The organism is Mycobacterium pseudokansasii (assembly GCF_900566075.1).
In the GTDB taxonomy this organism is placed as follows: domain Bacteria; phylum Actinomycetota; class Actinomycetes; order Mycobacteriales; family Mycobacteriaceae; genus Mycobacterium; species Mycobacterium pseudokansasii.
In genome coordinates this window covers 5,896,814-5,919,983 of the sequence record NZ_UPHU01000001.1, presented here as the reverse complement: position 1 = coordinate 5,919,983, position 23,170 = coordinate 5,896,814, and the positions used below count along the sequence as shown (strand labels likewise).

At 67.2% G+C, this 23,170-nt stretch carries 24 protein-coding genes, 1 tRNA gene and 2 pseudogenes; 16 read left to right on the top strand and 11 right to left on the bottom strand.

All coding sequences use genetic code 11. The features are described 5' to 3' along the window. Nucleotides 1-32 precede the first annotated feature (32 nt). Nucleotides 33-542, top strand: coding sequence for a DUF6328 family protein (locus EET10_RS26800; RefSeq protein WP_036405924.1), 510 nt, complete (start codon nt 33-35; stop codon nt 540-542). An 87-nt stretch (nt 543-629) separates the two neighbouring features. Further along, nucleotides 630-1,685 (top strand): DNA topoisomerase IB, encoded by a 1,056-nt coding sequence (locus tag EET10_RS26795; protein WP_063467184.1) that lies wholly within the window; start codon nt 630-632, stop codon nt 1,683-1,685. Nucleotides 1,686-1,701: 16 nt separating this feature from the next. Here the strand turns inward: EET10_RS26795 and EET10_RS26790 are convergent, their stop codons facing one another. From EET10_RS26790 to EET10_RS26770, 5 genes are all read right to left on the bottom strand, one after another. Next, nucleotides 1,702-2,754, bottom strand: a complete 1,053-nt coding sequence (locus tag EET10_RS26790) for a helix-turn-helix transcriptional regulator (protein WP_122502655.1) — start codon at nt 2,752-2,754, stop codon at nt 1,702-1,704. 31 nt (nt 2,755-2,785) lie between these two features. Then, nucleotides 2,786-3,994, bottom strand: coding sequence for a glycosyltransferase (locus tag EET10_RS26785; RefSeq protein ID WP_122502654.1), 1,209 nt, complete (start codon nt 3,992-3,994; stop codon nt 2,786-2,788). Nucleotides 3,995-4,135: 141 nt separating this feature from the next. Beyond that, nucleotides 4,136-5,974 carry a CheR family methyltransferase gene (locus EET10_RS26780; RefSeq protein WP_122502653.1) on the bottom strand — a complete coding sequence of 613 codons (1,839 nt, stop codon included), beginning with the start codon at nt 5,972-5,974 and terminating at the stop codon, nt 4,136-4,138. A gap of 46 nt (nt 5,975-6,020) precedes the next feature. Then, a complete protein-coding gene (locus EET10_RS26775) occupies nt 6,021-6,791 on the bottom strand; it encodes an STAS domain-containing protein (protein ID WP_036405806.1) in 771 nt (256 codons plus the stop codon). A gap of 6 nt (nt 6,792-6,797) precedes the next feature. Next, the gene (locus EET10_RS26770; RefSeq protein ID WP_122502652.1) at nt 6,798-7,817 is read right to left on the bottom strand and encodes a chemotaxis protein CheB; all 1,020 of its coding nucleotides are present in this window, start codon (nt 7,815-7,817) and stop codon (nt 6,798-6,800) included. A gap of 164 nt (nt 7,818-7,981) precedes the next feature. Between EET10_RS26770 and EET10_RS29890 the strand changes: the two genes are divergently transcribed. After that, nucleotides 7,982-8,152 (top strand): hypothetical protein, encoded by a 171-nt coding sequence (locus EET10_RS29890; protein WP_167480102.1) that lies wholly within the window; start codon nt 7,982-7,984, stop codon nt 8,150-8,152. A gap of 86 nt (nt 8,153-8,238) precedes the next feature. Here EET10_RS29890 and EET10_RS30035 read toward each other — a convergent pair whose 3' ends face one another. Beyond that, on the bottom strand, nt 8,239-9,129 hold the full coding sequence (locus EET10_RS30035) for a glycosyltransferase family 2 protein (RefSeq protein ID WP_036405915.1): 891 nt from the start codon (nt 9,127-9,129) through the stop codon (nt 8,239-8,241). Here EET10_RS30035 and EET10_RS32530 point away from each other — a divergent pair. Both EET10_RS32530 and EET10_RS26750 read left to right on the top strand, forming a co-directional pair. Beyond that, nucleotides 9,086-10,074 (top strand): annotated as a pseudogene (locus EET10_RS32530) (NAD-dependent epimerase/dehydratase family protein); the annotation flags it as partial. The gene EET10_RS30035 and the pseudogene EET10_RS32530 sit on opposite strands and share 44 nt — an antisense overlap. Before the next feature lie 392 nt (nt 10,075-10,466). Further along, nucleotides 10,467-11,300, top strand: coding sequence for an SDR family NAD(P)-dependent oxidoreductase (locus tag EET10_RS26750; RefSeq protein ID WP_122502651.1), 834 nt, complete (start codon nt 10,467-10,469; stop codon nt 11,298-11,300). Between the two features lie 67 nt (nt 11,301-11,367). Here EET10_RS26750 and EET10_RS26745 read toward each other — a convergent pair whose 3' ends face one another. Next, a complete protein-coding gene (locus EET10_RS26745; RefSeq protein WP_036405799.1) occupies nt 11,368-12,129 on the bottom strand; it encodes a cutinase family protein in 762 nt (253 codons plus the stop codon). Between the two features lie 179 nt (nt 12,130-12,308). On the opposite strand from EET10_RS26745, the gene EET10_RS26740 reads away from it, so the two are divergent. Further along, complete coding sequence (locus tag EET10_RS26740; protein ID WP_122502650.1) at nt 12,309-13,265, top strand: esterase family protein; 957 nt, start codon at nt 12,309-12,311, stop codon at nt 13,263-13,265. A gap of 5 nt (nt 13,266-13,270) precedes the next feature. Here EET10_RS26740 and EET10_RS26735 read toward each other — a convergent pair whose 3' ends face one another. Beyond that, on the bottom strand, nt 13,271-13,858 hold the full coding sequence (locus tag EET10_RS26735; RefSeq protein ID WP_063467191.1) for a nucleotidyltransferase family protein: 588 nt from the start codon (nt 13,856-13,858) through the stop codon (nt 13,271-13,273). A 184-nt stretch (nt 13,859-14,042) separates the two neighbouring features. Between EET10_RS26735 and EET10_RS26730 the strand changes: the two genes are divergently transcribed. Continuing rightward, nucleotides 14,043-15,035 carry an acyl-CoA dehydrogenase family protein gene (locus EET10_RS26730; RefSeq protein ID WP_122502649.1) on the top strand — a complete coding sequence of 331 codons (993 nt, stop codon included), beginning with the start codon at nt 14,043-14,045 and terminating at the stop codon, nt 15,033-15,035. 13 nt (nt 15,036-15,048) lie between these two features. Then, nucleotides 15,049-15,831, top strand: coding sequence for an endonuclease/exonuclease/phosphatase family protein (locus EET10_RS26725; protein ID WP_036405795.1), 783 nt, complete (start codon nt 15,049-15,051; stop codon nt 15,829-15,831). A 199-nt stretch (nt 15,832-16,030) separates the two neighbouring features. Here the strand turns inward: EET10_RS26725 and EET10_RS26720 are convergent, their stop codons facing one another. Then, nucleotides 16,031-16,570: a cysteine hydrolase family protein gene (locus EET10_RS26720; RefSeq protein WP_036405910.1), complete on the bottom strand. Its 540-nt coding sequence runs from the start codon at nt 16,568-16,570 to the stop codon at nt 16,031-16,033. A 225-nt stretch (nt 16,571-16,795) separates the two neighbouring features. Here EET10_RS26720 and EET10_RS26715 point away from each other — a divergent pair, with 225 nt between their 5' ends. The 7 genes from EET10_RS26715 (at nt 16,796) to EET10_RS26685 (ending at nt 21,867) form a co-directional block, all read left to right on the top strand. Beyond that, nucleotides 16,796-17,044, top strand: coding sequence for a hypothetical protein (locus tag EET10_RS26715; protein WP_244602100.1), 249 nt, complete (start codon nt 16,796-16,798; stop codon nt 17,042-17,044). Nucleotides 17,045-17,274: 230 nt separating this feature from the next. Then, nucleotides 17,275-17,577 carry a DUF4193 domain-containing protein gene (locus EET10_RS26710; protein WP_036405793.1) on the top strand — a complete coding sequence of 101 codons (303 nt, stop codon included), beginning with the start codon at nt 17,275-17,277 and terminating at the stop codon, nt 17,575-17,577. A gap of 49 nt (nt 17,578-17,626) precedes the next feature. Next, nucleotides 17,627-19,051 (top strand): cytochrome P450, encoded by a 1,425-nt coding sequence (locus EET10_RS26705; RefSeq protein ID WP_122502648.1) that lies wholly within the window; start codon nt 17,627-17,629, stop codon nt 19,049-19,051. 55 nt (nt 19,052-19,106) lie between these two features. Continuing rightward, entirely contained in the window at nt 19,107-19,334 is a 228-nt protein-coding gene (locus EET10_RS26700; RefSeq protein WP_244602098.1) for a hypothetical protein, read from the top strand. Nucleotides 19,335-19,666: 332 nt separating this feature from the next. Next, nucleotides 19,667-20,155 (top strand): SDR family oxidoreductase, encoded by a 489-nt coding sequence (locus EET10_RS26695; protein WP_423793617.1) that lies wholly within the window; start codon nt 19,667-19,669, stop codon nt 20,153-20,155. Nucleotides 20,156-20,920: 765 nt separating this feature from the next. After that, nucleotides 20,921-21,373 carry a hypothetical protein gene (locus EET10_RS26690; RefSeq protein WP_036405789.1) on the top strand — a complete coding sequence of 151 codons (453 nt, stop codon included), beginning with the start codon at nt 20,921-20,923 and terminating at the stop codon, nt 21,371-21,373. Then, the gene (locus tag EET10_RS26685) at nt 21,370-21,867 is read left to right on the top strand and encodes a hypothetical protein (protein WP_136623035.1); all 498 of its coding nucleotides are present in this window, start codon (nt 21,370-21,372) and stop codon (nt 21,865-21,867) included. Before EET10_RS26690 ends, EET10_RS26685 begins: the two co-directional genes overlap by 4 nt. A gap of 627 nt (nt 21,868-22,494) precedes the next feature. Here EET10_RS26685 and EET10_RS29885 read toward each other — a convergent pair. Further along, on the bottom strand, nt 22,495-22,647 hold the full coding sequence (locus EET10_RS29885) for a hypothetical protein (protein ID WP_167480232.1): 153 nt from the start codon (nt 22,645-22,647) through the stop codon (nt 22,495-22,497). 193 nt (nt 22,648-22,840) lie between these two features. Here EET10_RS29885 and EET10_RS31380 point away from each other — a divergent pair. Further along, nucleotides 22,841-22,975, top strand: a pseudogene (locus tag EET10_RS31380) (site-specific integrase); the annotation flags it as partial. A gap of 104 nt (nt 22,976-23,079) precedes the next feature. Here the strand turns inward: EET10_RS31380 and EET10_RS26670 are convergent. After that, nucleotides 23,080-23,153: transfer RNA gene (locus EET10_RS26670), tRNA-Pro, on the bottom strand. Nucleotides 23,154-23,170: the final 17 nt, after the last annotated feature.

Sequence of the window (23,170 nt, the reverse complement as noted above, 5' to 3'; positions counted from 1 at the left end):
TCCGGGTCTCGTCGAATGCGATGATCACCGGCATGGATGTCGACCATCCGGAACGGGACCAGCATTGGGACCAGCGCAGGCGCGGAGAGACCGAACTCCAACGGCTCGACCGCAATTGGAACAGCCTGTTGCAGGAGCTGCGGGTGGTCCAGACCGGTGTTCAGCTGCTCACCGGGTTCCTGCTGACGCTGCCGTTCCAGCAGCGCTTCGACACATTGACCCTGCACGGTGTGTATCTGGCCACGGTGGGATGTTCGGTGGCCGCGACGGTGCTGCTGATCGCCCCGGTGGGTATGCACCGGCTGCTGTTCCGGCGGCACCGCCTGGTGGTGCTGGTGTCGGCGGCGCACCGGTGCGCCTACGCCGGTTTGGTGCTGCTCGGGCTGGCCTTGACCGGGGTGACGGTCATCATCTTCGACGCGGTGTCCGGGGCAACCGCCGGCATCATCGCCGGGGGCTGCGCTTTGGCGCTGTTCGCGGTTTTCTGGGTGCTGGTTCCGCTCTTGTTGCGCACCCGCGACGTGCGCCTGCCGGACTACTGACCGGCCGACCCTCGGTGTGAGCTGCTGTCGGGGCGGGTAATTCCCGGTTGGGTGAGAGGTTCATGCGGCAAATCGAGAGGAGTGCCGATGCGGCTGCGTCGCAGCGTCCTGAGCAAACCCGGGATCGCCCGTAAACGGCGGGGTAGGGGCTTCGCCTACTACGGGCCGGACGGCGAGTTGCTGGCAGACGGCCAGACCCTGCAGCGAATCAAGGACCTGGTGATCCCGCCGGCGTGGCAGAAGGTGTGGATTTCGCCGCATCCCAACGGGCACATTCAGGCGGTCGGCACCGACGCGGCCGGACGTCGTCAGTACCTTTACCACCAGGCCTGGCAGCAGGAGCGTGCCGAGGAGAAGTTCGACCGCGTGCTGGAGCTGTCCAAAGAGCTGTCGGCGCTGCGGCGCCGGATCGCGGAGGACCTCGGGGGCCGTGGCCTGACCCGCGACCGGGTACTGGCGTTGGCGCTGCACCTGCTGGATCTGGGGTACTTCCGGGCCGGCGGTGAGCAGTATGCGGACGACAACGACTCCTACGGCATCGCCACCCTACGCTGCGAGCACGTGACGGTGCGCCGCGACGCGGTGGCCTTCGACTACCCCGCCAAGAGCGGGGTGCGGCGCACCCTGGACATCGATGACGCCGAAGTCGTCCGCGCGGTGCGTTCGCTGACCCGCCGAAAGCCGGCCTCGGACCGATTCCTGTCATGCCGCAACGGGTCTGGATGGGCAGACATTCGTGCCGACGACCTCAATGCGCGCTTCAAGGAGTTGGTCGGCAACGACTACAGCGTCAAGGACTTGCGGACCTGGCACGGCACCGTGCTGGCGGCAGCGGCGTTCGCCGACGCGGACCCGCCGGCGTCGCAACGCGTGACCAAGCGGGTCGAGGCGGCCGTGATGCGCGAGGTCGCCGAGGAACTGGGCAACACCGCGGCGGTGGCGCGCGGCTCCTACGTCGATCCCCGGGTGGTCACCGGTTACCAGCAGGGCATGACGATCGGCGCGGCGGTCCGCCGCGCGCGCCGCGCCCGCCGGCCCGCTGCCGCGCAGCAGATCCTGGAAAAGGCCACCCGGATGCTGGTGCAACGAATCGCCAAGGGGCAGGGCGCATCTGGATCGCAGGCATTGGCCAGAACAGCGTGATCCGCCGAAGCGAGCGCTACCCGCCGGCGGTGCGCTTGAGCGCGGTGTGCGGACTTTCGCCGTAGGTTTGGCGATAGAGCACGGCGAACCGGCCGGTGTGGGCGAAGCCCCAGCGCTGCGCGATTTCGCTGACCGTGGTGACCGAGCGGTCGCCGGAGATCAGGTCTTGATGGGCTCGATGCAGCCGGATCCGGCGGAGGTACTCGGTGGGAGTGGTGTCGAGCTGCTGGCGGAACAGGTACTGCACCGCCCGCGGCGTCAGATGGACCACGGCCGCCACATCCTTGACCCCGATGTTCATCGCGGCGTGGCGATGAATGAACGACATCGCGGTCTGCAACGCCTTAGGGACCGATGGGTCGTTGGCCGACGACGGTCCCGCGGTGACGTTGGACGGAAAGCACTCGAGTAGCGCGGCGGCCAGCAGTCGGGCGGCCGCGGTGACCAGGATCGGGTGCCGGGCGGTGTCGGCGGAGGCGAAGCTGCTGGTGACGTAGTCGAATGCGTCCCGCCAAATGCGGGCCGCCATCGGCGTACGCGGCCGGGAACTGAGGAACTCGACCTGCTGCGGCAACGGCGTATGTGACCCCGCGGCGACCTGCCGCAGCAGCTCGGCGTCGATGCTGGCAACGGTGAACCGGACGCTGTTCAGCCGCAACAGACGCGGAAATCCGTCGACGGCCAGCATCGGAGTGTCCGTGTTCGGAGAGCCATCGCCGACCGCGATCAACGAGCCCGAGCGCGGCTGGATCACCACAAAGCGGTCGCTCGTGCGGATTTCGCAGTCGACTCGGCCCTGGATCGCCACGTCGTCGACGGTGAGGTGGTCGGCCGCACGCCGGCGGTGGGTGATAGTCGCTCCCCTGGCGAACTCGCTGATTCGCCAGCCCGGGTGATAGGCGTTGGTGAAGAATCTCTGGGCGGCAACCGGGTCGGCGGTGTGGAAGTGTGCGTGGCGCACCGCGGCCGGGCCGTCCTGCTGCTCCTGGCGATCCTTGCCGTCAAGGTGGATCGCGTCACGCAGCTGCGGACGGGCACGGCACCGTGTGTCCTCGGTAACACTTGTCATGGTTGACAATGATGGTAGTTGATTTGCGTAACTATCGGGCGTTTGCCACAGGTTGCTGTTCGACCGGCGAGCTCAGCTGACGATAGATGTTCAGCGCGTCGAGCGCGATGCGGTCCCACGTGAACCGCGACACGGCACGCAACCGCCCCGCGGCTCCCATTCCCGCACACTGAAAGGTTTGTCCTTGCAGGGTTTTCAAAGCGATTGCCAACTCTCTGGGGTTGTCGGGCGGTACCAGTAATCCGGTGACCGAGTGCACCACGGTGTCGGCCAGGGCGCCGGTGGACACCGCCACCACGGCGACGCCGCTGGCCATGGCCTGCAGCGCGGCGCCGGCCCGCGGTGCCTGCCGGGGCGTGCACGCGACCACGTCCGCCGATCGCAGCAGCGCCGGCAGTTCGTCGGCCGCGACCGGGCCGGCGACGCGGACCCGGTTACTCACCCGCAGCTCTGCGGCGAGGTTTTCCAAGGCGCGCCGAGCCTCCCGGTGCCGGGAGCCGGCTGCGGCGCTTTCGGCGATGACGAGTTCCGCCGCGGGAATTGTGGGAAGGGCGCGGATCGTCGTGTCGAAGCCGCTGTCCGGCGAGGGATCTGGTGCGACGCTGACGATGCGATGCAGGTCCGTGCGGGCGAGTGCCGGACCCACGGGAGTGAAGTGTTCGACGTCGACTCCGGCCGACAAGACCGACAACCGCGCACGGGTGCGGCGCAGCCGGGCCAGCGCGCCGACGTCGTCGCTGCTGCCCGCGGTGACCCAGGTCGCGTTGCGAACCAGCAGCGGTTCGAGCCGGGCGCGTTCGGAGCCATCGGGATGGCGACCGGCTCGGTCCGGCTGCGTCGGGGTGGTCAGGTCATAGAAGCTCTGGACGGTCGGCAGGCGTTGACGTTTCGCCGCCAGCTGGGCCGCCAGGCCCCCCAGCCATCCGAGGGCATGAACGACGTCGGGCGGATCCGCCGACCACACAGCGGCCAGTTCGGCGGCCCAGTCGCCCAGATAGGGCAACACCTGTGCCGGCGGAATCGCGGCGACCGGGCCGGCGGTTACCGCAACGGTCCGATAGCCCCGCTCGGTCGCGATGTCCGAGAAGGCCAACCGGCGGCGTACGAAGGCGGTGACGTCGTGCCCGTGTGCCGCCAACCCGGCACAAAGCTGCCCGCAGTCGCCGGCAACGGCCCCACCGCACTCGGGGCCGCACGGGTCAGCGCCGACGTCGTCACCGCAGACGATCGCGATCTTCATTCGCCATCCTCCGAACCTCGCGACTCCCTTCCCGCGTTTCTTGGGGCGCTCCGCGACGCGCGGAGATTACCCGCTATGCCGGCAGTGAAACCGCGGTAGGGGTTGTTTTCGCATTCCGGACTGACTCGCGCGGCGCGGCCCTCAGCCGACGACCTCCATCAGCAGCAGGGCCCCGCCGATGAGGTCCCCGGCCGAGCGGAAGGAGGTGCAGGTGACGCGTACCCGAGCCGGGCGGCCGCGGCGGTTGACCGCATCGAGCACCGTTTCACCGAAGCTGGCGGGGTCTACGAAGGCGTTGCCGATCAATGGCCGCAGGTTCTCCATCGGCAGCCCGATATCCAGCGTGGTCAACTCTGAGCCCCTCGCCTCGTCGGCGCGCAACCCCCACAAGTCCTCGCTGCCGCGGTTCCACACCACCACCCGCATCCCCCGGTCCACCACGACCATGCCCAGCCGGACCGAGTTGATCAGCGAGTCCAGCAAACTCTGCACGTCATCCAGCTCGAGAGTGCGTTCGCGCAGGGCGTCGTTGATGGTGTGCAGCTCGTCGTTGGTGGACTGCAGCTCCTCGTTCATGGTTTCGAGTTCTTCGTTGGTGGACTGCAGTTCCTCGTTGGTGGTCTCGAGCTCCTCCACCGTCGACTGCAGTTCCTCGTTGGTGGTCTCCAGCTCCTCGTTGGTCGATTGCAGCTCCTCGTAGGCCGTCTCCAGCTGCCGGTTGGTCGCGACGACCGTGTCGAGCAGCGCGCGGGTCGCGGTGACGTCGAAGAACACGATCGAGACCCCGAGCAGGCCGTTCTGGGCGTCGATGAGCGGGTTGACGTGGATCTCGAACCACACCGTGTCGGCGCCCGGCCGCTGCCATTTGACGTCTTGGATCCGCGCTGGACGGCGCTCCACCTTGGCCTGCTCCAGGTAGGCGCGCAGCTCGACGGGCCGGTAGGACACTTCCAGGTCGCGCAGCAGCCGCCCGATGTCGCCGGCCGAAAGGCCGAACACCTTCTCGGCCTGCTGGTTGATCATGGCGACGGTGTCCTCCCCGGTGACCACTATCTGGGCCACCGGGCCGGCGCGAAAAGCTAAGTCCCGCAACGTAGTCAGGCCCGACGAGTCGCTCTGGCGGTCGTACAGCGCCGCCGCCGGGTCGTAGCGGTTGACGTCGTGCGGCCCGGCGGCCTTGCGGAAGATCCGGTTCTTGAGGTTCAGCGGGGTGAAGCGATCGCCATGGCTCAGCAGCATCTCGGCGTGCCCGAGGAACAGGGTGCCCTGCGGTGCCAGCGCGAAATGCAAGCGGCTCAGCACGTTTCGCTGGGTTTCGGCGTTGAGGTACATCAGCGTGTTGCGGCACACCAGCAGGTCGACGCGGGAGATCGGCGCGTCCTTGACCAGGTCGTTGCGGCCGAAGATGACGGCGCCACGCAGATCCTTGCGAAACACGTAGCGGCCGTTGACCTGTTCGAAGTAGCGGGCCAACAGATCCGGCGGCACCGGCTCGACCGCCTTGGCCTCGTAGGCGGCGATGCGTGCCTCGGCGAGTGCGTCTTCGTCGATGTCGGTGGCGTAGATCTTGACCCGTTGCCGGAACTCGTCGGCGCCCAGCGCCTCGGCCAACAGCATGGCCAGGGTGTAGGCCTCCGGCCCGAAAGCGCATCCGGCGCTCCACACCCGGACCGGGTCGTTGGGACCGCGCTCGGCCAGCATCCGCGGAATCACGTCGGCGCGCACGAAATCCCAGGACTCCTGGTCGCGGAAGAAGGCGGTCACGTTGATCAGGATGGTGTTGAACAGGGCGGCGAATTCGTCGGAGCTGGCCTGCAGGACATCCAGGTAGTCGTCGAAGCCGGAGTAGCCGGCCTGATCCATCCGGTGACGGACCCGGCGCATCAGCGACGTGCGTTTGTAACCGGTGAAGTCGAAGCCGCGGGAATCCCGCATGTAGCGCAACAAGGCCTCGAAGGACTCGTCGGTTGTGGCGTTCATGGCTGTGACGTCCGCATTCGGTGGGGGGGTCCGACGGACTGGAACACTACTCGCGACGTCCAAGCCCGCATTCGGGGCCGAGGAGCGCCCACACCGTCTTGCCCGAGGAGGTCGGTGTGCTGCCCCAGGCGCGGCAGAGCGCGGCGACGATGGACAGGCCGGACAGCATTTCGGCGCCGCACCCGGCGACTTCGTGTCGCACCGCGGGACGATGGCTGTTGTCCTCCACCGCCACGGTGACGGTGTCCCGGTAGTTCTCCAGCACCAGTACCGGCGCGCTGTCGGTGTGCGCGAGCACGTTTTCGACCAGCACCGTGGCCACGGTGGCGGCGACGGCGGCGAGATCGCTTCTGGCCCATGCGGTCAGCCACGCCTGAATCAGTGAACGGGCCACCCGGACGCTGACCGCGGTCGGCGGAAGCTGGGCGCGGCTCCGCCGCCGGCCGTGCAGCGACACGTCGGCCACCGCGCCGATCGCCGACTCCCGGGTCGGATGCGCCGGCACGTATCGCGCCACCCCGACGCTGGTGATCACCCGCCGCGTCTGCTGGTCCGCGCAGGCCAGCAGGATGGGCACGTCCGGCCAGGTGCTGACGTGCCACCGGGCACTGGTGAACACCGACCAGGCGGAGGCCGACGGCACCGACAGGCGGTTCACGTCGACGATCACCGCGCGCGGTTCTTCCAGCGCCGCCTTGATCACGGCGTCGCGCAGCCCGCGATAGGTCAGGCTGTCGAGCACGCCCTCGACCACCAGGACCACCGTGTCGTGCACCCGCTGCATGCCGACCACCACGTGCCGGTCGTGCTCAGTCATCGTCGATCACCCGGGGTCGCCATTGTCACCGCGGTGGGAACCGCCCGCCGACAACCGCTGGTGCAGCACGGCCAGTGCCCGCTCGGTCTCCTCGGCCTGGGCCAGGTAGCGCTGAAAAAGCGGACCCTGACCGGCCTTGGCGGCCAGGGTCCGCGCCAGTCGGGCCTTCTCCTGCAGGCTGCGCAGCGCCACCCACAGCGCGCCCTCGATCTCGCCGTCCCGAGCGGCCAGCAGGGCGTCGGCCGTCCAGGCGTGGCCGACCTGGCAGCGATAGTGGCTCTCACCGATCAAGACCAGTGATCCGTGGCAGTCCGGGCAGGTGTAGCCCGACACGGCGCCCAATTCCCGGGTGTCGAAGTCGGTGGAGAAAGGTGCGGCCATGGCAATGCGGTTCTCGAGCTCCAGTGCGGCGTCGGGCTCCATGGTGGGCTCCTTGCTCTGCCGGTGCGACAGCTCTTTGAGGACCGCGCCGATGTCGGCGGCCGCGGCCTCACGGTCCAGCAAGCCGGCAAGTCTTGCATTGGTCGGCATCGACGGAAACAGGGCATCCCCGGCTGTTTGGCCGATGGTGGTGCCGCCGCGGGAGCGGATCGCCGCGAGCCCCAGCACGCCGTCGTCGAGCACCCCGGACAACAGCACCCCGATGGCACGCGGCCCGAAGGCCAGCGCCGCCGATCGAAACAATGCGTTGATCGCCGGGCGATGCCCGTTTTCGGTCGGCCCTTGCGACAGCACCACCCGATGCTCGCTCACCAGCAGATGACGATCCGGCGTGGCCACATAGATGTGTCCCTGCTGCAGCGCAGCGCCGTGCTCGGCGGGCACGGCCGGTAGGGGTCCACTGCGATCCAGGATCCGCGCCAGCACGCTGGGTGCGCGCGGCGGCAGATGCAGGGTCACCAGGTAGGCGTAGGGCAGGTCGGGCGACAGGCCAGACGCGAGACTGCGCAGCGCTTGGACACCGCCCGCCGAGGCGCCGACCGCCACCACGCCGCGCAGGTTGCCGTGTTCGCCGGTTTCCTGCATGACCGCCCCCGTATACCCACTTCAAGGGTAGGTAACCGCGTTGGCCGTGGGTAGGTCCAACGCGGAAGCGGGACCGCGAAATCGTCTCGAAAAAGCCGTTTAGCGAATCACCCTGAGGGTATTTGGCTGGCCATGTCGCCGCGTGACGTCAAGACGGTGCTGGTGTGGCCCGGTGGACGGGCCGCCCCGGCCCGCTGTGCACCGGCGACATCCTGCGCGCGGCGACGATGATCAACGAGCCGCTGCGCCGGTGGCGCACCGTCGGCGACGGCGCGCAGCGTTGGACACCTCCGGCCGGGACCGGGCGCCCACACGCCATAGCTGGGACCGGATAGCGGCCGACACCGAACGCATCTACGACAAGGCGGTGCCGTCCCGACGCATGGCCGCCAGGTCCGGGCGATTCAGAGAACGTTACTGCTCAACGTGTTTCGAGTAGCCGCAGCGATCGCTCGACCGGCTCGGGCAGCCGGCGCCGCTCCCGCAGCGCCTTCGGCAGCACACTGAGCGCCTCGAACAACGCTGCGGCGTGGGCGGTGTCGTGCGCGGCGGCCCAGGCCAGCTCAGCCGAGGCGCGGATGCACCGGTCTACCGGCCGGCGCAGGCATGCGGTGAGCATTTCGTTGCGCAGCACGCGGGCGTGCTGGACGCGGCCCGGTTTTCGCGCCGCGGACGGCTGGTGGTAAGACACCAGCGCACGGCAGAAGCACAGATCCCAACCCTGCGCGGCCAGATCCCAGGCCAGTAGCGCCTCTTCGCCCCGGAAGTGCAGCAGCGGGCTGAATCCGCCGACCGCCTGGAACGCCACCCTGCGCACCAGCGCCGAGCAGGCCTGGAACCCCAGAATGGACGGCCCGGGCAACGCCGCGCGGCGACCCAGCGGACTGTTGGCGAGTTGGTCGACCAGCGGATCGTCACGGTGCTGCGGCCAGACGACAGTACGGCCGGCCAACAGCGCGACGCTGGGATATCCGTCGAACAGCACCTCGGCGAACTCGACGGCCTCGGGCGCCCACCAGGAATCGCCGTCGCAGAACGCGACAAACGGTGTGTCGCAATGTGCCACACCGACGTTGCGGGCCACCGCGCCCTGGTTACGGATCAGCGGTATGACGGTCAACCGACCGCCGGAGCGGGACGCGACGCGGCCGGCGGCGGCCACCGAGTGGTCGCGGGATGCGTTGTCCACCAATACTATCGGGCAGCCGGTGGTGTCGAGCAGACGTTCCAGGACGGTGCACAGCTCGTCGGCCCGATCGCGCGTCGCGATGACGAAAGAAGTCCGGGGCCGGCTTGCAGAAGGGACCGCCATATCCGAGCCCACTACCCCGGAATCCCGCTGGCAAAACACGTTTCATCATCGAATTCCCGGGTACCAGACGCGGGTGTCTGGAATGTCGCGTGTTTTGGTCACCGGCGGTGCCGGTTTTCTGGGCGTTCGCCTGTGCAAACAACTGTCGGGGGCCGGGGTCGAGGTGGTCAGCCTGGACGACCTGTCCACCAGCTCGCCGGCCGCGGCGGCCCGGCTGCGGGGACGGCCGGGTTATCGCTTCGTGCCCGGCGATATCTGCGATCCCGCGGTCATCGGCAAGGTCGGTGTCGCCTTCGACACCGTCTTCCCTCTGGCGTCACCGGCTTCACCGCTGGACTACCAACGGTTGCCGATCGCGACGCTGCGGGCCGGATCCGAGGGCACAGCCACCGCTCTGGAGATCGTCCAGCGTGGTGGTGGCCGGCTGGTACTGGCGTCCAGCGGCGAGGTCTACGGCGACCCACAGCAACATCCGCAGCACGAAATTATTGGGGCAACGTCAATCCCGTCGGGCCGCGGAGCGTCTACGACGAAGCCAAACGCTACGCGGAGGCGCTGGCTTTCGCCCACCGGCGAAAGCACGGGACCGACGTCGGGGTGGTCCGCATCTTCAACACCTACGGGCGGGGTATGCGCGCCGACGACGACCGGATGGTTCCGACGTTCTGCCGGCACGCGCTGTGTGGTGAGCCACTGACCGTCTCGGGCGCCGGAACCCAGATCAGGTCCCTGTGCTACGTCGACGACACCGTGGCCGGCCTGATCGCGTTGGCCCGCAGCGACTTCAACGGCCCGGTCAACGTCGGCAACCCCACCGAGCTGAGCGTGCTCGAGGTTGCCGAGCTGGTTCGTGCGCTGGCCGACAGCGACTCAACGATCGAATTCGGCCCGCCGGCCGTCGACGACCCGCGGCGCCGCTGCCCCGACATCACGCTGGCTGAGCAGGACGCTGCAGTGGTTTCGGATGACGCTCGACCACTCGCGGCGGGCCCCGGCCCGCGCGCCGCTGGCGACATAGCAGGCCCAGTGCGAATCCGGGGGCCGGGGCGCCGGACCTGCCGGGGCTGGCCGTGCTGGTCGCCGACAGCCGGCTGGTGATCTGCGGCGACACCGGCGTCGGGTACCCGGCCGCTGCGACCGGCCCGTCGCCGTCGTCCTGGACACCAGAAACCTGCTCGATCCGGCAGGAATCCGCGCCGCCCGGCCTTACGTATGTGGGAACGGCACGCCGCAGGGGTTCTGAAACCGATGTTTAGCCGCGGTTTCACCGGGTAGGACCTGGGCTGGGGGATGCCGGCGTTCGGGACCGGCAAGCGTGGAGGACGTGGAATTGGCTGATGACAGGGAATGACAGGGTCATACCCATTCGCCCGGCTGCATACAGTGACCCGCGCGGGCGGGCCCGAAAACCGCACCAGCGCGGCGACAACTCGTCCGGCGGGTTGGCTCTGGTCACCGGCGCCAGCAGCGGCGTGGGTTACGCCTTTGCCACCCAGTTCGCCCGGCGCGGATACGACCTGGTCGTCGCCGACTCCTGCGACGACATCCACACCGCAGCGGACGCTCTCAGCGGGCTGGGTACCAACGTTCGGCCGATTCAGGTCGACGCGCGGCTCGCCGAGCGGCCCGATGTGCTGTACCGGCGCGTGCTGGCCGCCCGGCAGCCCGTGGTGGCGGCCGCGCTGAACTCACCGGTGGACCGCTACGACCTGGACGACAGCCTGGAAGACGTGCTGCAGGAGATGGTGGCAGGCATCGGTCAGACGATGCGGCTGGCTCGGCTGCTGGCCGAGGGGATGGTCGTGCACGGCCGCGGCGGCATCATCTTGACCGTGTCGCCGGCCGGAGCCGCATCGGACCACTCGGACCACCATGTGGCCGTGTACCGGGCCACCGCGGCTTTTCTCAGAGACTTCGCCCAGACGCTGCAAGACGAGTTGGGCCAGACCGGGGTGCGGGTTACCACTTTGCTGCCGGAACCGGTCGGTTCCGGCAGTTCCCGGATGCGCCGCGCGGTGGCCAGGGTGGATGTGGCGCTCGACCACCTCAGCCAGCTGGCCGGCGCCGCGTGGCATCCGCGCATCCTGGCGGAACTGGCGCGCCGGCTGATCCGCGATGACGTGAAATCGCTTGTACGCCAGATCATCTCACCGTCCGAAGAAGCGGTGTGACGCGGCGGGTGCTACGGGGTGATTCGGCGCACCCACCGCGTCACCGGGTGGAACGGGAAGCCGCGAGTCAGTTGCCGAAGCCGCCGCCTGGGGACGCGACGGTCATGGGTCCGCCGGGACCTGCACCCAGGCGGCTCGCGGCGAAGTCGACGCCCTTGCCGATCATGCCGCCGTCGTCGGCGTAGGTGTTGTGCGCGGCGAAGTTCATTCCGTCGGAGCACACCGGGTCTTCGGGGGCGCAGACCTTGATGGTCTTGCCCTGGTAGGCCGGGCCGATGGTGACCGGCGGCTCACCGAGGAAGTTCATGGCCCGAACGTTGGGTGGTCCGAACAGCACGACGGCGGCAACATGGTTGGCGACCTCGGGTGCCAGCGGTTTGGGCACGGTCGCCGGGTCGACCCCGTCTGGCACCGCCGGAGAGGTGACGAAGCCCATCACGGCCGCGCCTTGGGAGTAACCGCCGAGCACCATTTTGGTGCTGGGGCAGCCGCCGGCGGTGGAGACGACGTGCGCGCCGGCGTCGCGGATGCCGTCGACGCCGGTGTCCCACTGGTCGCTGGCGGGGTAGTTGACCGCGTAAACGCTTATCGAGCGTGCGCCCAGACGGGAGCGCAGGCCGTCGACGAAGGCCTGTCCGGTGGGACCGACACCGGGCGGTTCGCCGGTGCCGCGGGCGAACACGACCTCGACGTCGGGGCACGACTGGGCGGAGGCGGAGGGGATGGCACTAGCCGACAGGACAGTACCGCTAAGGACCCATGCGGCGGCTGCCGCGGGACCGACGAGACGAACGATACGCGAGGCATTCATGCCGCAGGAAGTGCCCACCCGCCCGCATGCCCAAACCCCGAGTTTTTTCGATGCCTCGAATCGGCCGGGCCGTCGTCGGATCCGTCGGTTGAAAGGGCGCGAGGCGGGGTACCCGCAACCCGGTTTGGTCGGTAGGGCGCGGCTTGGCCCGGCACCTGAGCGAGCGAACACCAATCCTCCGATGAAAGGAGCCGGGAATGGGCAGGAAGAACAATCGGGGCAATCTTTGGAAGCGTCGATTAACCGTCGCCGCAGTCACGACCGCCGCGCTGCCGTGGCTGGTGGGTGTGGTCGGCGGCGAACCGACGGCGCGGGCGGCCGCGCCGGAATTTCTGCAAGTGCCGTCGGCGGGCATGGGCCACAACATCACCGTGGAGTTCCAATCCGGCGGAGCCCCGGCCGTTTATCTGCTCGACGGCCTGCGCGCCCGTGACGACCGCAGCGGCTGGGACATCGAGACCAACGCCTTCGACGAATATGCGGGTTCCGGCATCTCGGTGGTGGCGCCGGTCGGCGGGCGGTCCAGCTTCTACTCCGACTGGTACGGATCGGCCAACGGCCAGACCTACAAGTGGGAAACCTTCCTGACCAGCGAACTGCCCGGGTACCTGGCGAGCAGGGGCGTGCGGTCGACCCGCAACGCGGTGGTCGGCGTCTCCATGTCCGGGTCGTCGGCGATGATCTTGGCGGCGTATCACCCGCAGCAGTTCGGCTATGCCGCCTCGCTGTCGGCCTATATGACACCATCCAGCGGAAACGGCCCGACGCTGATCGGATTGGCGATGAACAACGAAGGCGGGTTCAACCCGCAAGATATGTGGGGACCGACGGGCGGGCCCGGGTGGCAGCGCAACGACCCCACCGTGCAGGCCGGACGACTGGCCGCCAACAACACCCGGCTGTGGGTCTACAGCGGTAACGGCACCCCCTCCGAAATCGGCCAGGGCAGTATCCCGGGCCAGGTCATCGAACAGGTCGTGTTGCAAAGCAACGTCGCGTTCAAAGAAGCCTACACCGCCGCCGGCGGCCACAACGCCGTGTTCAACCTCGACAACAACGGCGTGCACAGCTGGGGCTACTGGGGCGCCCAGCTGGCGGCGATGAAGCCTGACATGCAGCAGACGCTGGGCGCCGGTGGCGGCGGGCAGACGTGACGCGGTCAACCGCGTAAGCCGAGCCGGCCGGCCAGCATCAGGAATGCGGCCGCGAAATCGTTGTCGTCGGTGGCCTTTTCGAGGTGGTCCCAGTCCAGCTGTTCGCGCACCGCGCGGGCGGCCGGGATCAGGTCGACGAAGTTGCAGTGATGCTCGGTCAGGGCGCGCAACTTCTGGGTGAAGACCGTCGTGGGCGGCAATACCGGCATCGAAATGGCAAGCACCACACGCTCTTCGGCGCCGTCGAGGTCCGCCGGCCGCACCGGCTCGCCGTTGACCCGGTGCAGCACGTCGACGACCCACTCGCCGTTGCGCGCCTTGAGCAGCCAGTCTTCCGGTGGGCGTTCGATACGGAAACCGGCGTCGGCGAGCGTGGCGGCCGCGGCCGACGCGTCGGCCTCGGCAACCACGAGGTCGACGTCGTGGCTGGGTTCGGGGGCGCCGTAGGCCCACAATGCGTAGCTGCCGGCCAACGCGAAGCGCGGCCCGTGTTCCTTGAGGGCTGACGCGGCGTGGCGTAACGATTCCCGCAGCCCCGGGTACTGCGCGCCGTCGGTGCGGCTATTGGCGTCGGGGGCCTCCGGGATCGTCATCGTGGGTACGGCATACCCTGCCGGAGTCGTCGGCAACCCGGCCGACCGTGACTGTCAGGGACTATCGGGCAGCCGTTTAATCGCCCGCCGAAATCGGGTATCAGCAACGTATGTCACCCACAGCGCCGCGTTGCTACGCACGGGCCGCGGTGGTGACTTTCGTTCGCGACGGGCGGGTGCGCGCGTGACGGCCGGGCTGGTGGAGCATTGGCTGGAGTCGGGGCGGCTGGAGTTGCCTCTGCCGGCCTCGGGGCGCACCGCCGAACGCTGGCAACGCCTGGCGCAGCTGGCCGAAGAGGACATCGCGGCGGCCCGCATCGCCGAAGCCCACGTCGACGCCGGCGCCATTCTCCACGAGTTGGGCGGCAAGCCGCCGCAAGCAGGCCAGCTGTGGGGCGTGTGGGTGGCCGAGTCCGCCGACGCGGTGCTGCGGGCCAGCCGCATCGCCGGCGACGAGTATGTCCTCAACGGCATCAAGCTGTGGTGTTCGGGCGCCGGGTTCTGCACGCACGCGCTGGTGACCGCGGTGCTGGACGACGGCAACCGGGGCCTGTTCGCGGTGACCGTCACCGACCCCGTCGTCAAGCCCTTGCCGAGCACCTGGTGGAACCCCGGGATGGCCGGCAGTGACACCCGATCGGTGCAATTCAGCAACGTCCATGCGATGGCGGTGGGGGAACCCGACGCCTACCCGAACCGGCCCGGCTTCTGGCACGCCGCCATCGGGGTGGCGGCGTGCTGGCTGGGTGGCGCCCGCCGGGTCGCCGACCCGCTGTACCGCTGCGCCGGAAGCCAGTCGGCCGACGCCTACGCGCTGGCGCATCTCGGCGCGGTCGACGCCGCGCTCGCCGCCGGAGAAGCGGTGCTGGCCGGCGCCGCGGAGCGGATCGACAGTGATCCGTTCGATCGGTCCGGCACCGCGCAATTGCTGGCCCGTCGGGCCCGCGCCGTCGTGGAACACGCAGTTGACGAGGCCATCACCCGGACCGGCCGCGCCCTGGGACCCGGACCGCTGTGTGAGGACGGTCGCCATGCGCAGCGCGTCGCCGACCTGACGATCTACATCCGACAAAGCCACGCCGAGCGGGACCTGGCCGAACTCGGGCGCCTGGCCGGGCAACACCATTGCGGGCCGCGCCGCCGGGCAAAGGCTCCCGAGCCGCGGCCATGCCGTTAGCCGACCGGTAGCCATGCGGGTGGCGACCTTCAACATCCTGCATGGCCGCACGGTGGGTGACGGGGTGGAGGTGCAGCGGTTGGGCGACTGTGTGCGCCGCCTCGACCCCGACGTGTTGGCGTTGCAGGAAGTGGACTGCGACCAGCCGCGATCGGGCCGGGCCGACCTCACGGCGGCGGCCGCCGAAGCCATGGGCGCGGTGGCACATCGGTTTGTGGCCGCGATCTCAGGTACGCCCGGGGCGACGTGGATGGCAGCCACCGGCGATGAGCAGCCCGGGACCGCGGCCTACGGCATCGCGCTGCTGTCGCGCTTCCCGTCGGCCAACTGGCAGGTGGTGCGATTGCCCCGCATTCCGGCGCGCTTCCCGATGTACCTGCCGGGGCCGGACAAAGTGATGATCGTCGACGAGGAGCCGCGGGCGGCCGTCATCGCGCGCCTGCACACCCCGTTGGGGCCGATCACGGTGGCCAACACCCACTTGTCGTTCGTGCCCGGCTGGAACCGGTGGCAGCTGCGCCGCCTGGTTCACGACGTGCGCGGCTTCCCCGGACCGAGGCTGCTCGTCGGGGACCTCAACCTGACTCCGGCCGCGGTGCACCGGTGGTCGCGGATGCGGCCGTTGGCAACGGCCCCGACCTTTCCGGTGTCCGCCCCCGACCGGCAGCTCGACCACATCCTGACCGACGATCCCGGCCTTCGCGCCGGCGCGGCGGCGGCCGAGCTGATGCCGATCTCGGATCATCGGGCGCTGCTGGTGGACCTGGACCGGGCCTCGAAAACGGTGTTGATCTAGTCACCGCGGTCAGCGGGGTTCTGGGCCCGTCGCAATCTCATCTTTCCCATGGGCGCCAGGCCGAGGCCGCATCACAGCCGGCGGTGACTGATGTGGCTGATGAGAAAGCCGACGTTGCGTCCTGCAGCGCCGACGGGGCAGCCCTCGTGGCTGCGCGCCTCCGCGCCGGTATCCCCGCGGGGTGATCGCAAACGCACGCTCACCGCAAACAGCGCTCCGCGGGCAGCAGGGTGGCGCTCATATTGCGTTCCATCATCGTCAGCGCGGCGGCCCCGAGCTCCTCGTCGATGTGCGCGACAGCATCGGGCGGGACGACGACGTCGTAGTGGCGCAGGTAGCCGTCGAGCGCGCTGTAGAGGATGCACTGCTCGGTGACTTGGCCGGTGAGCACGATGCGCCGGGCCTTCAGCCGATCCAGCAAATACTCCAGTGCGGTGGCATAGAACACGCTGTGGCGCACCTTGGTGATGATCCGGCAGCCGGCCTTCGGCAGCAGCGGTTTGACCAGGTCAGGACGCTCGCCATCGAGCGCCGCCGAAATGATGGCACGATGGTCGGCGGTGAAGTCGCCGTGGTTGTCGTTGACATAGATCAGATCGACGCCGCGGTTGTGTTCGGCTTCGCCGACCAGCCCGACCAGCGGATCGATGATGGCTGCGACGTTGGCCGCCAGCGGTTCGGCGTCGGGATGGCGGTAGTCGTTGAACATGTCGATGACCAGCAAGGCGGTATCAGTCACCGACCAGTGATACCCCGGCAAGCGACCGGCCATTCGGTTTGGGGGCCGCCGGACGTTGGGTAACCATTGGCAGTGACCTCACAGCTACCCGGCAGAGCAGTTACAGATTGGATGATGTGACAATAGTTTCCATAGGCTATTGTGGTGGTCACACCGATATGGCTGGGAGTGAGCATGCTTGACACCGGAAGTAGCGCCGTTCGTTCGCACCGCACGACGCGGCCAGTGGCCGGCGAACGCGGTGCCAACGTGCCCGGTTTGGTGGCCGCCGGCGTCTGGGCGGTCGGCCTCGTCACCGGCCTGGTGCTGCTGGCAACCGGGCATGAGGTGGCGGCTGCGGTGATCCTGGTGGTGGCCGTCATGTCGCCCTGGTTCGGGCTGGCGGTCTCACGCAGCCGAATTCCGGCTTCTGGAGCCGGGGAGCCCGAAGCAATGCCCACCGGCTGGCTCGGGATGGAAATCTCGGCTCGCTGAGTCGGCCTCCTTGGAGGGTTGACCGCCCGACAAAAGCCGCTGAGAGCCGCTGAAAGGCGCTGAAAGGCGCTGAAAGGCGCTGAAAGGCGCTGAAAGGCGCTGAAAGGCGCTGAAGCGTCGGCAATTTCTTTCTGTTGACAGGTGTGGCCGGTACCCGAACTGGGTATTGACTCTGCCACGGGGTGACCACAGTAGGTGTAACCCGGTCACTGCGCAGGAAGGAACGCACCATGCCGACCGCTAGCGATTACGATGCACGCCGCGTGCCCGACGCCGAGACCGTGGACGGTTCGGTGCTGCGCGAACTGACACCGGCCTTGCCCAAATTGTCCACGGCGATCGTCGACGACGATCCGAACGAGGCGCCATTCTTCGAACTGCCGGGTGCGGATCTTTCCGGCGAAGAACTGTCGGTTACGGTGATTCCCCAGCGCGCCGACGAATTCACCTGCTCGCGTTGTTTCTTGGTGCAGCACCGCAGCCGGTTGCGCAGTTCGGCCGGCGAGGTTCCGGTCTGCGCCGACTGTGTGTGACCGGCCCCGCCGGCCGGTCTTGACCTAGCCGGCGGCGCCGTGTTGTGTCGTGGGCGTGGCTGCTTGGGCAGATTCGGAGCCAGATTCGGCCGGCTCACCGGACGTGAGGCGCCGGCCACCGGGGCTACCGGCCCCGCGCCCGCTTCGTACGGCTTTTGCGGCGGCGTATGCGGTTGCCTACCTGGTGGGTGGGGAACGCCGGATGCTGAGGCTGATCCGCCGCTACGGCCCGATCATGACAATGCCGATCCTCACCCTGGGCGACGTAGCGATCGTGTCCGACCCGGCGCTGGTGAAGGAGGTTTTCACCGCTCCTGCCGACGTCCTACTCGGCGGCGAGGGTGTGGGCCCCGCGGCGGCCATCTACGGGTCCGGATCGATGTTCGTGCAGGAGGAGCCCGAGCATCTGCGACGACGCAAACTCCTGACACCCCCGTTACACGGGGGCGCCCTCAACGGGTACGTGCCGATCATCGAAGACTCCACCCGCGCGGCGATGCGCAGTTGGCCCGTCGATCATCCGTTCGCGCTGCTGCCGGCGGCGCGGGCGCTGATGCTTGACGTGATCGTCAAGGTGGTTTTCGGTGTCGAGGATCCCGACGAGGTGCGGCGATTGGGCCGGCCGTTCGAACGGCTGCTGAACCTCGGCGTCTCGGAGCAATTGACGATTCGCTACGCACTTCGTCGCTTGGGCACATTACGCGTGTGGCCGTCGCGGGCCCGGGCCTTTCGGGAGATCGACGACGTCGTCATGCCGCTGATCGCCCGGCGGCGCAACGACCCGGGCTTGACCGAGCAACGCGACATCCTGGCATTGCTGATGTGCGCGCGTGGCGACGACGGTGAACGGTTGTCCGACAACGAGATTCGCGACGATCTGATCACCTTGATGCTGGCCGGCCACGAAACCACCGCGACCACGCTGGCATGGGCATTCGATCTCCTGCTGCACCATCCCGAGGCGCTGCGGCGAGTGCGAGACGAAGCCGTCAGCGGCGCGGTTGCGTTCACCACGGCGGTGATCAACGAGACGTTGCGGGTACGGCCGCCCGCGCCCGTCACGGCACGCGTTGCCGCCCAACCATTTCGCATCGGCGACTACGTTGTGGATGCCGGGACACGCATCGTCGTCCACATCATCGCCATCAACCGCAATCCCGATGTCTATGACCATCCCAACGACTTCCGGCCCGACCGATTCCTCGGGGTGCACCCGCAGACCTACGCCTGGGTGCCGTTCGGTGGGGGCGTGAAACGTTGTCTGGGCGCGGCCTTTTCGATGCGAGAACTGGTCACCGTGTTGCACGTGCTGTTGCGTGAGGGGGAGTTCAGCGCCGTCGACGCCCTGCCCGAGCGCATCGTGCGCCGCTCCATCATGCTGGCGCCCCGCCATGGCACCAGAGTGCGGTTCCGGCTGCGGCTCCAAGAACCCTTTGAGAATGTTCCAAGCGCCGGCTCGGATGCTCATCGCTGATGACCCGCAGCGACGAAGGGATACCGCCGATATGACGACCATTACCGGCCAACTGATGCCGGCTGCCGAGCCCGCGGCAGAGCGCGAGTCCAACATGTACGCACCGGCGGCGTTCGCGTTCGCAGTGGGCGGCGCGGTGGTGTTGAGCGTCATCTGCGCTATCGCCGCGCTCGCACAGGGCAAGGCAACCGGCGAAGGCCGCGGCGAAGCGATCGCAGGCCTGGTGATCTCGGCCGGCTGGATCGTTTTGTTTGCGGCGCTGACCCATTGGCATGTCATTTAGCCCGCGCGCATCTTTGTAGCAATCTCCAGTGGTAGTACTCCGCGCGGACGGCGTTAGCTTGGTTCTACGCGAATCACCACGCGGCCCGGGGCGGCTTAACTGCCCCGTGACGATTGGAAAAGGGGAACCATGCGGATCGTCGTGATCGGTGGCACGGGTGTGCTGGGGTCGAAAGTGGTCGAGAAGCTGCGCCAGCACCACCACGACGCGGTTGCGGCGTCGCCCCGCACCGGCGTCAACACCCTGACCGGGGCAGGCCTCGCCGACGCGCTGCGGGGGGCCGACGTCGTTGTCGACGTGTCGAACTCCCCGTCCTTCGACGACGATCCGGGATGGAGTTCTTCACCACATCGACCACCAACCTCGTGGCCGCCGCGAGGGCCGCCGGCGTCGGGCACTACGTCGCGGTGTCGATCGTCGGGTGCGCTCAGCTGCCCGAAAGCGGGTACCTGCGCGCGAAGGTTGCCCAGGAAAAGCTCATCGAAGAATCGGGGCTGCCCTACTCGATCGTGCGTGCCACCCAGTTCGCGGAGTTCACCGACGCCATCGCGGCGTCGATGACCGTCGGCGACGAAGTCCGCGTCCCGGACGCACTGATCCAGCCCATCACCGCCGCCGACCTCGCCGCCGAGGTGGCCCGGGTGGCCGAAGGCAAACCGTTGGGCGGTATCGAGAATGTCGGCGGACCGGACAAGATCTCGTTCGAGCAGATGGCCCGCGACGTCCTGGCGCGGCAAGGCCAGACCAAGACCGTCGTCGTCGATCCCGAAGTCGGGTACTTCGGAACGCCGCTGGCCAGGAACAGCCTGGTTACCGCATAAGTGTCGCAATGGGTCGGGGTGGCGGGATTTGAACCCACGGCCTCTCCCGAACGAGGCAACTTGCACAAACGACAGTTAGCAGCGCCGTTGGCTGCTGATGAAAATACTGATTGACCTGGTTGTTCTTGCGTTGACAAAGTTGAGTGGGACGGATTGCAACCGAAAGTACTACGGACGCACTGCGGACGGAGTAGATAAAGGCACTCACTCGGACCTCCCACTCGGGACGCCGACAAGCTGACGGGCTGGTGAGCCTTATCGCGGATTGAACTCCCCTGGCGGATCTGTTGTTGAGCGTCACTCAGGATGACGACGACGTCCTAGAAGTGGCCGCCGGGGAGGCCCTGGACACGTTTTCCGCCGTATAAGGCACAACGCCTGCTCATAGTGCGTTTATGCAATCATGGTCAGCATGGCGGCTACCGGGGAAAATGTGCAGTACGCACGCCCTCCGGTTCGGATGACGGTCTTCACCGTCTACATCAAGCCGCTTGACTTAGATGTCAACCTGGTGACACAGCTTCGCGACAAGTGGGCTGACGGGTATCCCGGCCTAAAGCAATCGCCCCCGAAGTACAGACCTGGCGGGCTGCTTCCGCAGACCGACCCTTTCTCCGCCTCGTGGCCGATGCCAGCGCTGCATTTGGCCAATAGCTCGCTGTCCCGGACATTGCCTTCCAGTTCGATCAGCTCTCTCTGACGTGGAGGTTTGACGTCGAGGGTGCTGGGAACCAGTACCCTGGCTACCCCAGCCTCGCGGACGAGTTGATCGATCGGTTCGCCGAGTTCGTAACCGTCGTCGACGACATCTCTGGCGATTCAGTGGAGGTGGAAGGCTGCCAGTGCTACTACTCCAATTCTTTGGAAGGTATCGGCGGACGGAACTGGATGATCGGCTACGTGACTGGATGGTCCCCATCGATAGGACCGGACGAACAGTTGGATGACGCGGAACACGTCGGCTTTCGTGTGTACCGTGTTGACGAGGACGACGGCGTGAAGCGCGGTGTGTGGGTGCACATGGACGAGGGCAAGATCCAGCGATCCGAACTCGATATTACTGTGGTTGCGGTACCTGCTGAAGATTCGCAAATCGCGTCTGGTGATCCCAGGGTGGTAGCGCGCAGGCTCATGGACGCAGCTCATCGACTGGAGAACCAGACATTTGAAGCCTGTTTTAGTGACGCGATGAAGAAGGAGTGGGAGGTTCAGTCGTGACTGTTGTCGACGCTGGCTGGCTGCAACCAGCTCCTGATACTGACGTGCGATTGGGGTTCCGTGCTGTTCGGCAGCTGTCGAGTCCGGAGGCGAACGCATGGCCGAATTGCCCAGAGAATCGCCGAGGTCTCGATGATGCGGCCGAGCGTGGATACGCTGCGATTGATCAATTGGCCGCCGACCGACGGATCGACGCAGCAGTCGCGGCGCGGGGCAAGGAGCTGATCAGGTTTCTCTTCAAATCGAACACAGTGGACGCGACCATTGCTCCCGAGGGCGGTGGGCTGATCTTCTACTGGGCCTCCTTGAATATGGCGATAACCATTGAGATCTACCCGTATTCCGGCTACTGGTGGTCCGCGAGAAGTATTGCGGGGCGGTCATTTTCAGGTGAAGGTACTGAATTACCATTGATCGAGCTGCAATACCAACTGAATCACTTCTCGAAGGAAGTGGAGCGTCAGAGTCCTAACTGGCGTAGCATTGTTCGTTGACCTCGCGTGATCAGGACGGGGTCGATTGGCAACTATGACGACGATCAGTTCCTCGACACGGAGTTACTCTATCGCCGTATACCGGCCAAACCTCCATACCTCAAAACTCGTGACCCGATAACGGGACTTTTCCGGCCCGGCCCCGCGGCATTCAGTATCAAAGGGGAACCCGATGGATTATCGATTTACATCGACAGCCTGATACGCCGATTCCGCCTGAAGACGCGGAATCTGTGTAGTAATTGGCAGACCCATGGTGTTGCGCGGTTCGAGGCGGGCTGTGTACGCCCTGGGTTGGGCGTGATCGCCGACGAAGTTGACGAGCCCTCGATAGGTAAGGCTCATGGACTGATTCGTGGCCCGGATGGAATTCCGTCGAGAGGTCAGTGGAACGCCATTCGGGACAATATCCTTGCGCATTCGGTCTACTTCGATTCGGAACACGAGCCAGGTGTCGGTGGTCTCGATCGGGCGAGACTTGCTGGGGAAGCCTTTCGAGTTCTTGAGCGGCCTTGTTCGCTTCCTGCGGTGAGGAGCGACACGAACGTCGAGGTGGGCACACGGGTCGCACGGGCAGTCGGCACCATGTGCCGTCGCACTCGTCTCGTACCCTCCACGCATGGCCGTCTACACCGAGTGGAATCGATGACTGAGCAACGAGGCCCCCTGGCCCAGCTCGTCTGGAGGATCTGAAGCCAGGCGTGCGGGTGGCAGGTCTGCTGCCGGAGCCGTGACCGCCTCGGCGGTCGCTTCCCACGGTCCGGATGCAATCACGGTCACGTTCCAAGGCGTACACGGGACCTGGGCCAACGATTTCTCCATCGGGCCGATGAGGCCCGGCTGGTGTGCAGCCACCGAGAGTTGGTGGCGGTTTGATGCTGATCCGGTGGATTTCCGGTTGGCGGAGGAGGCGCTGCGGATCCGGTGGCCGGGCGGCATTGTTCGATAGTGATAGTGGCGGTGTCGACAAGCGGCGGTCTCGGCCGGGGCGAACGTCAAGGCCGTCCAGATGATGCTCGAGCACAAGAGTGCTGCCCTGACCCTCGACACACGCGCCGACCTCTTCCCCGATGATCTTGAGGCGGTTGTGGACACTCTGGACGCGGCGGTGCGGACATTGCGCGAATCTACTGCGGACGGATGCCGGTTCCGGCTCTTGAATGCGACAAGGCCCGACCCCGTACCTGCAGGTCAGAGGTCAAGTTATTGCAGTCGGGGTGGCGGGATTCGAACCCACGGCCTCTTCGTCCCGAACGAAGCGCGCTACCAAGCTGCGCCACACCCCGCTTGAAGCCACGACAGC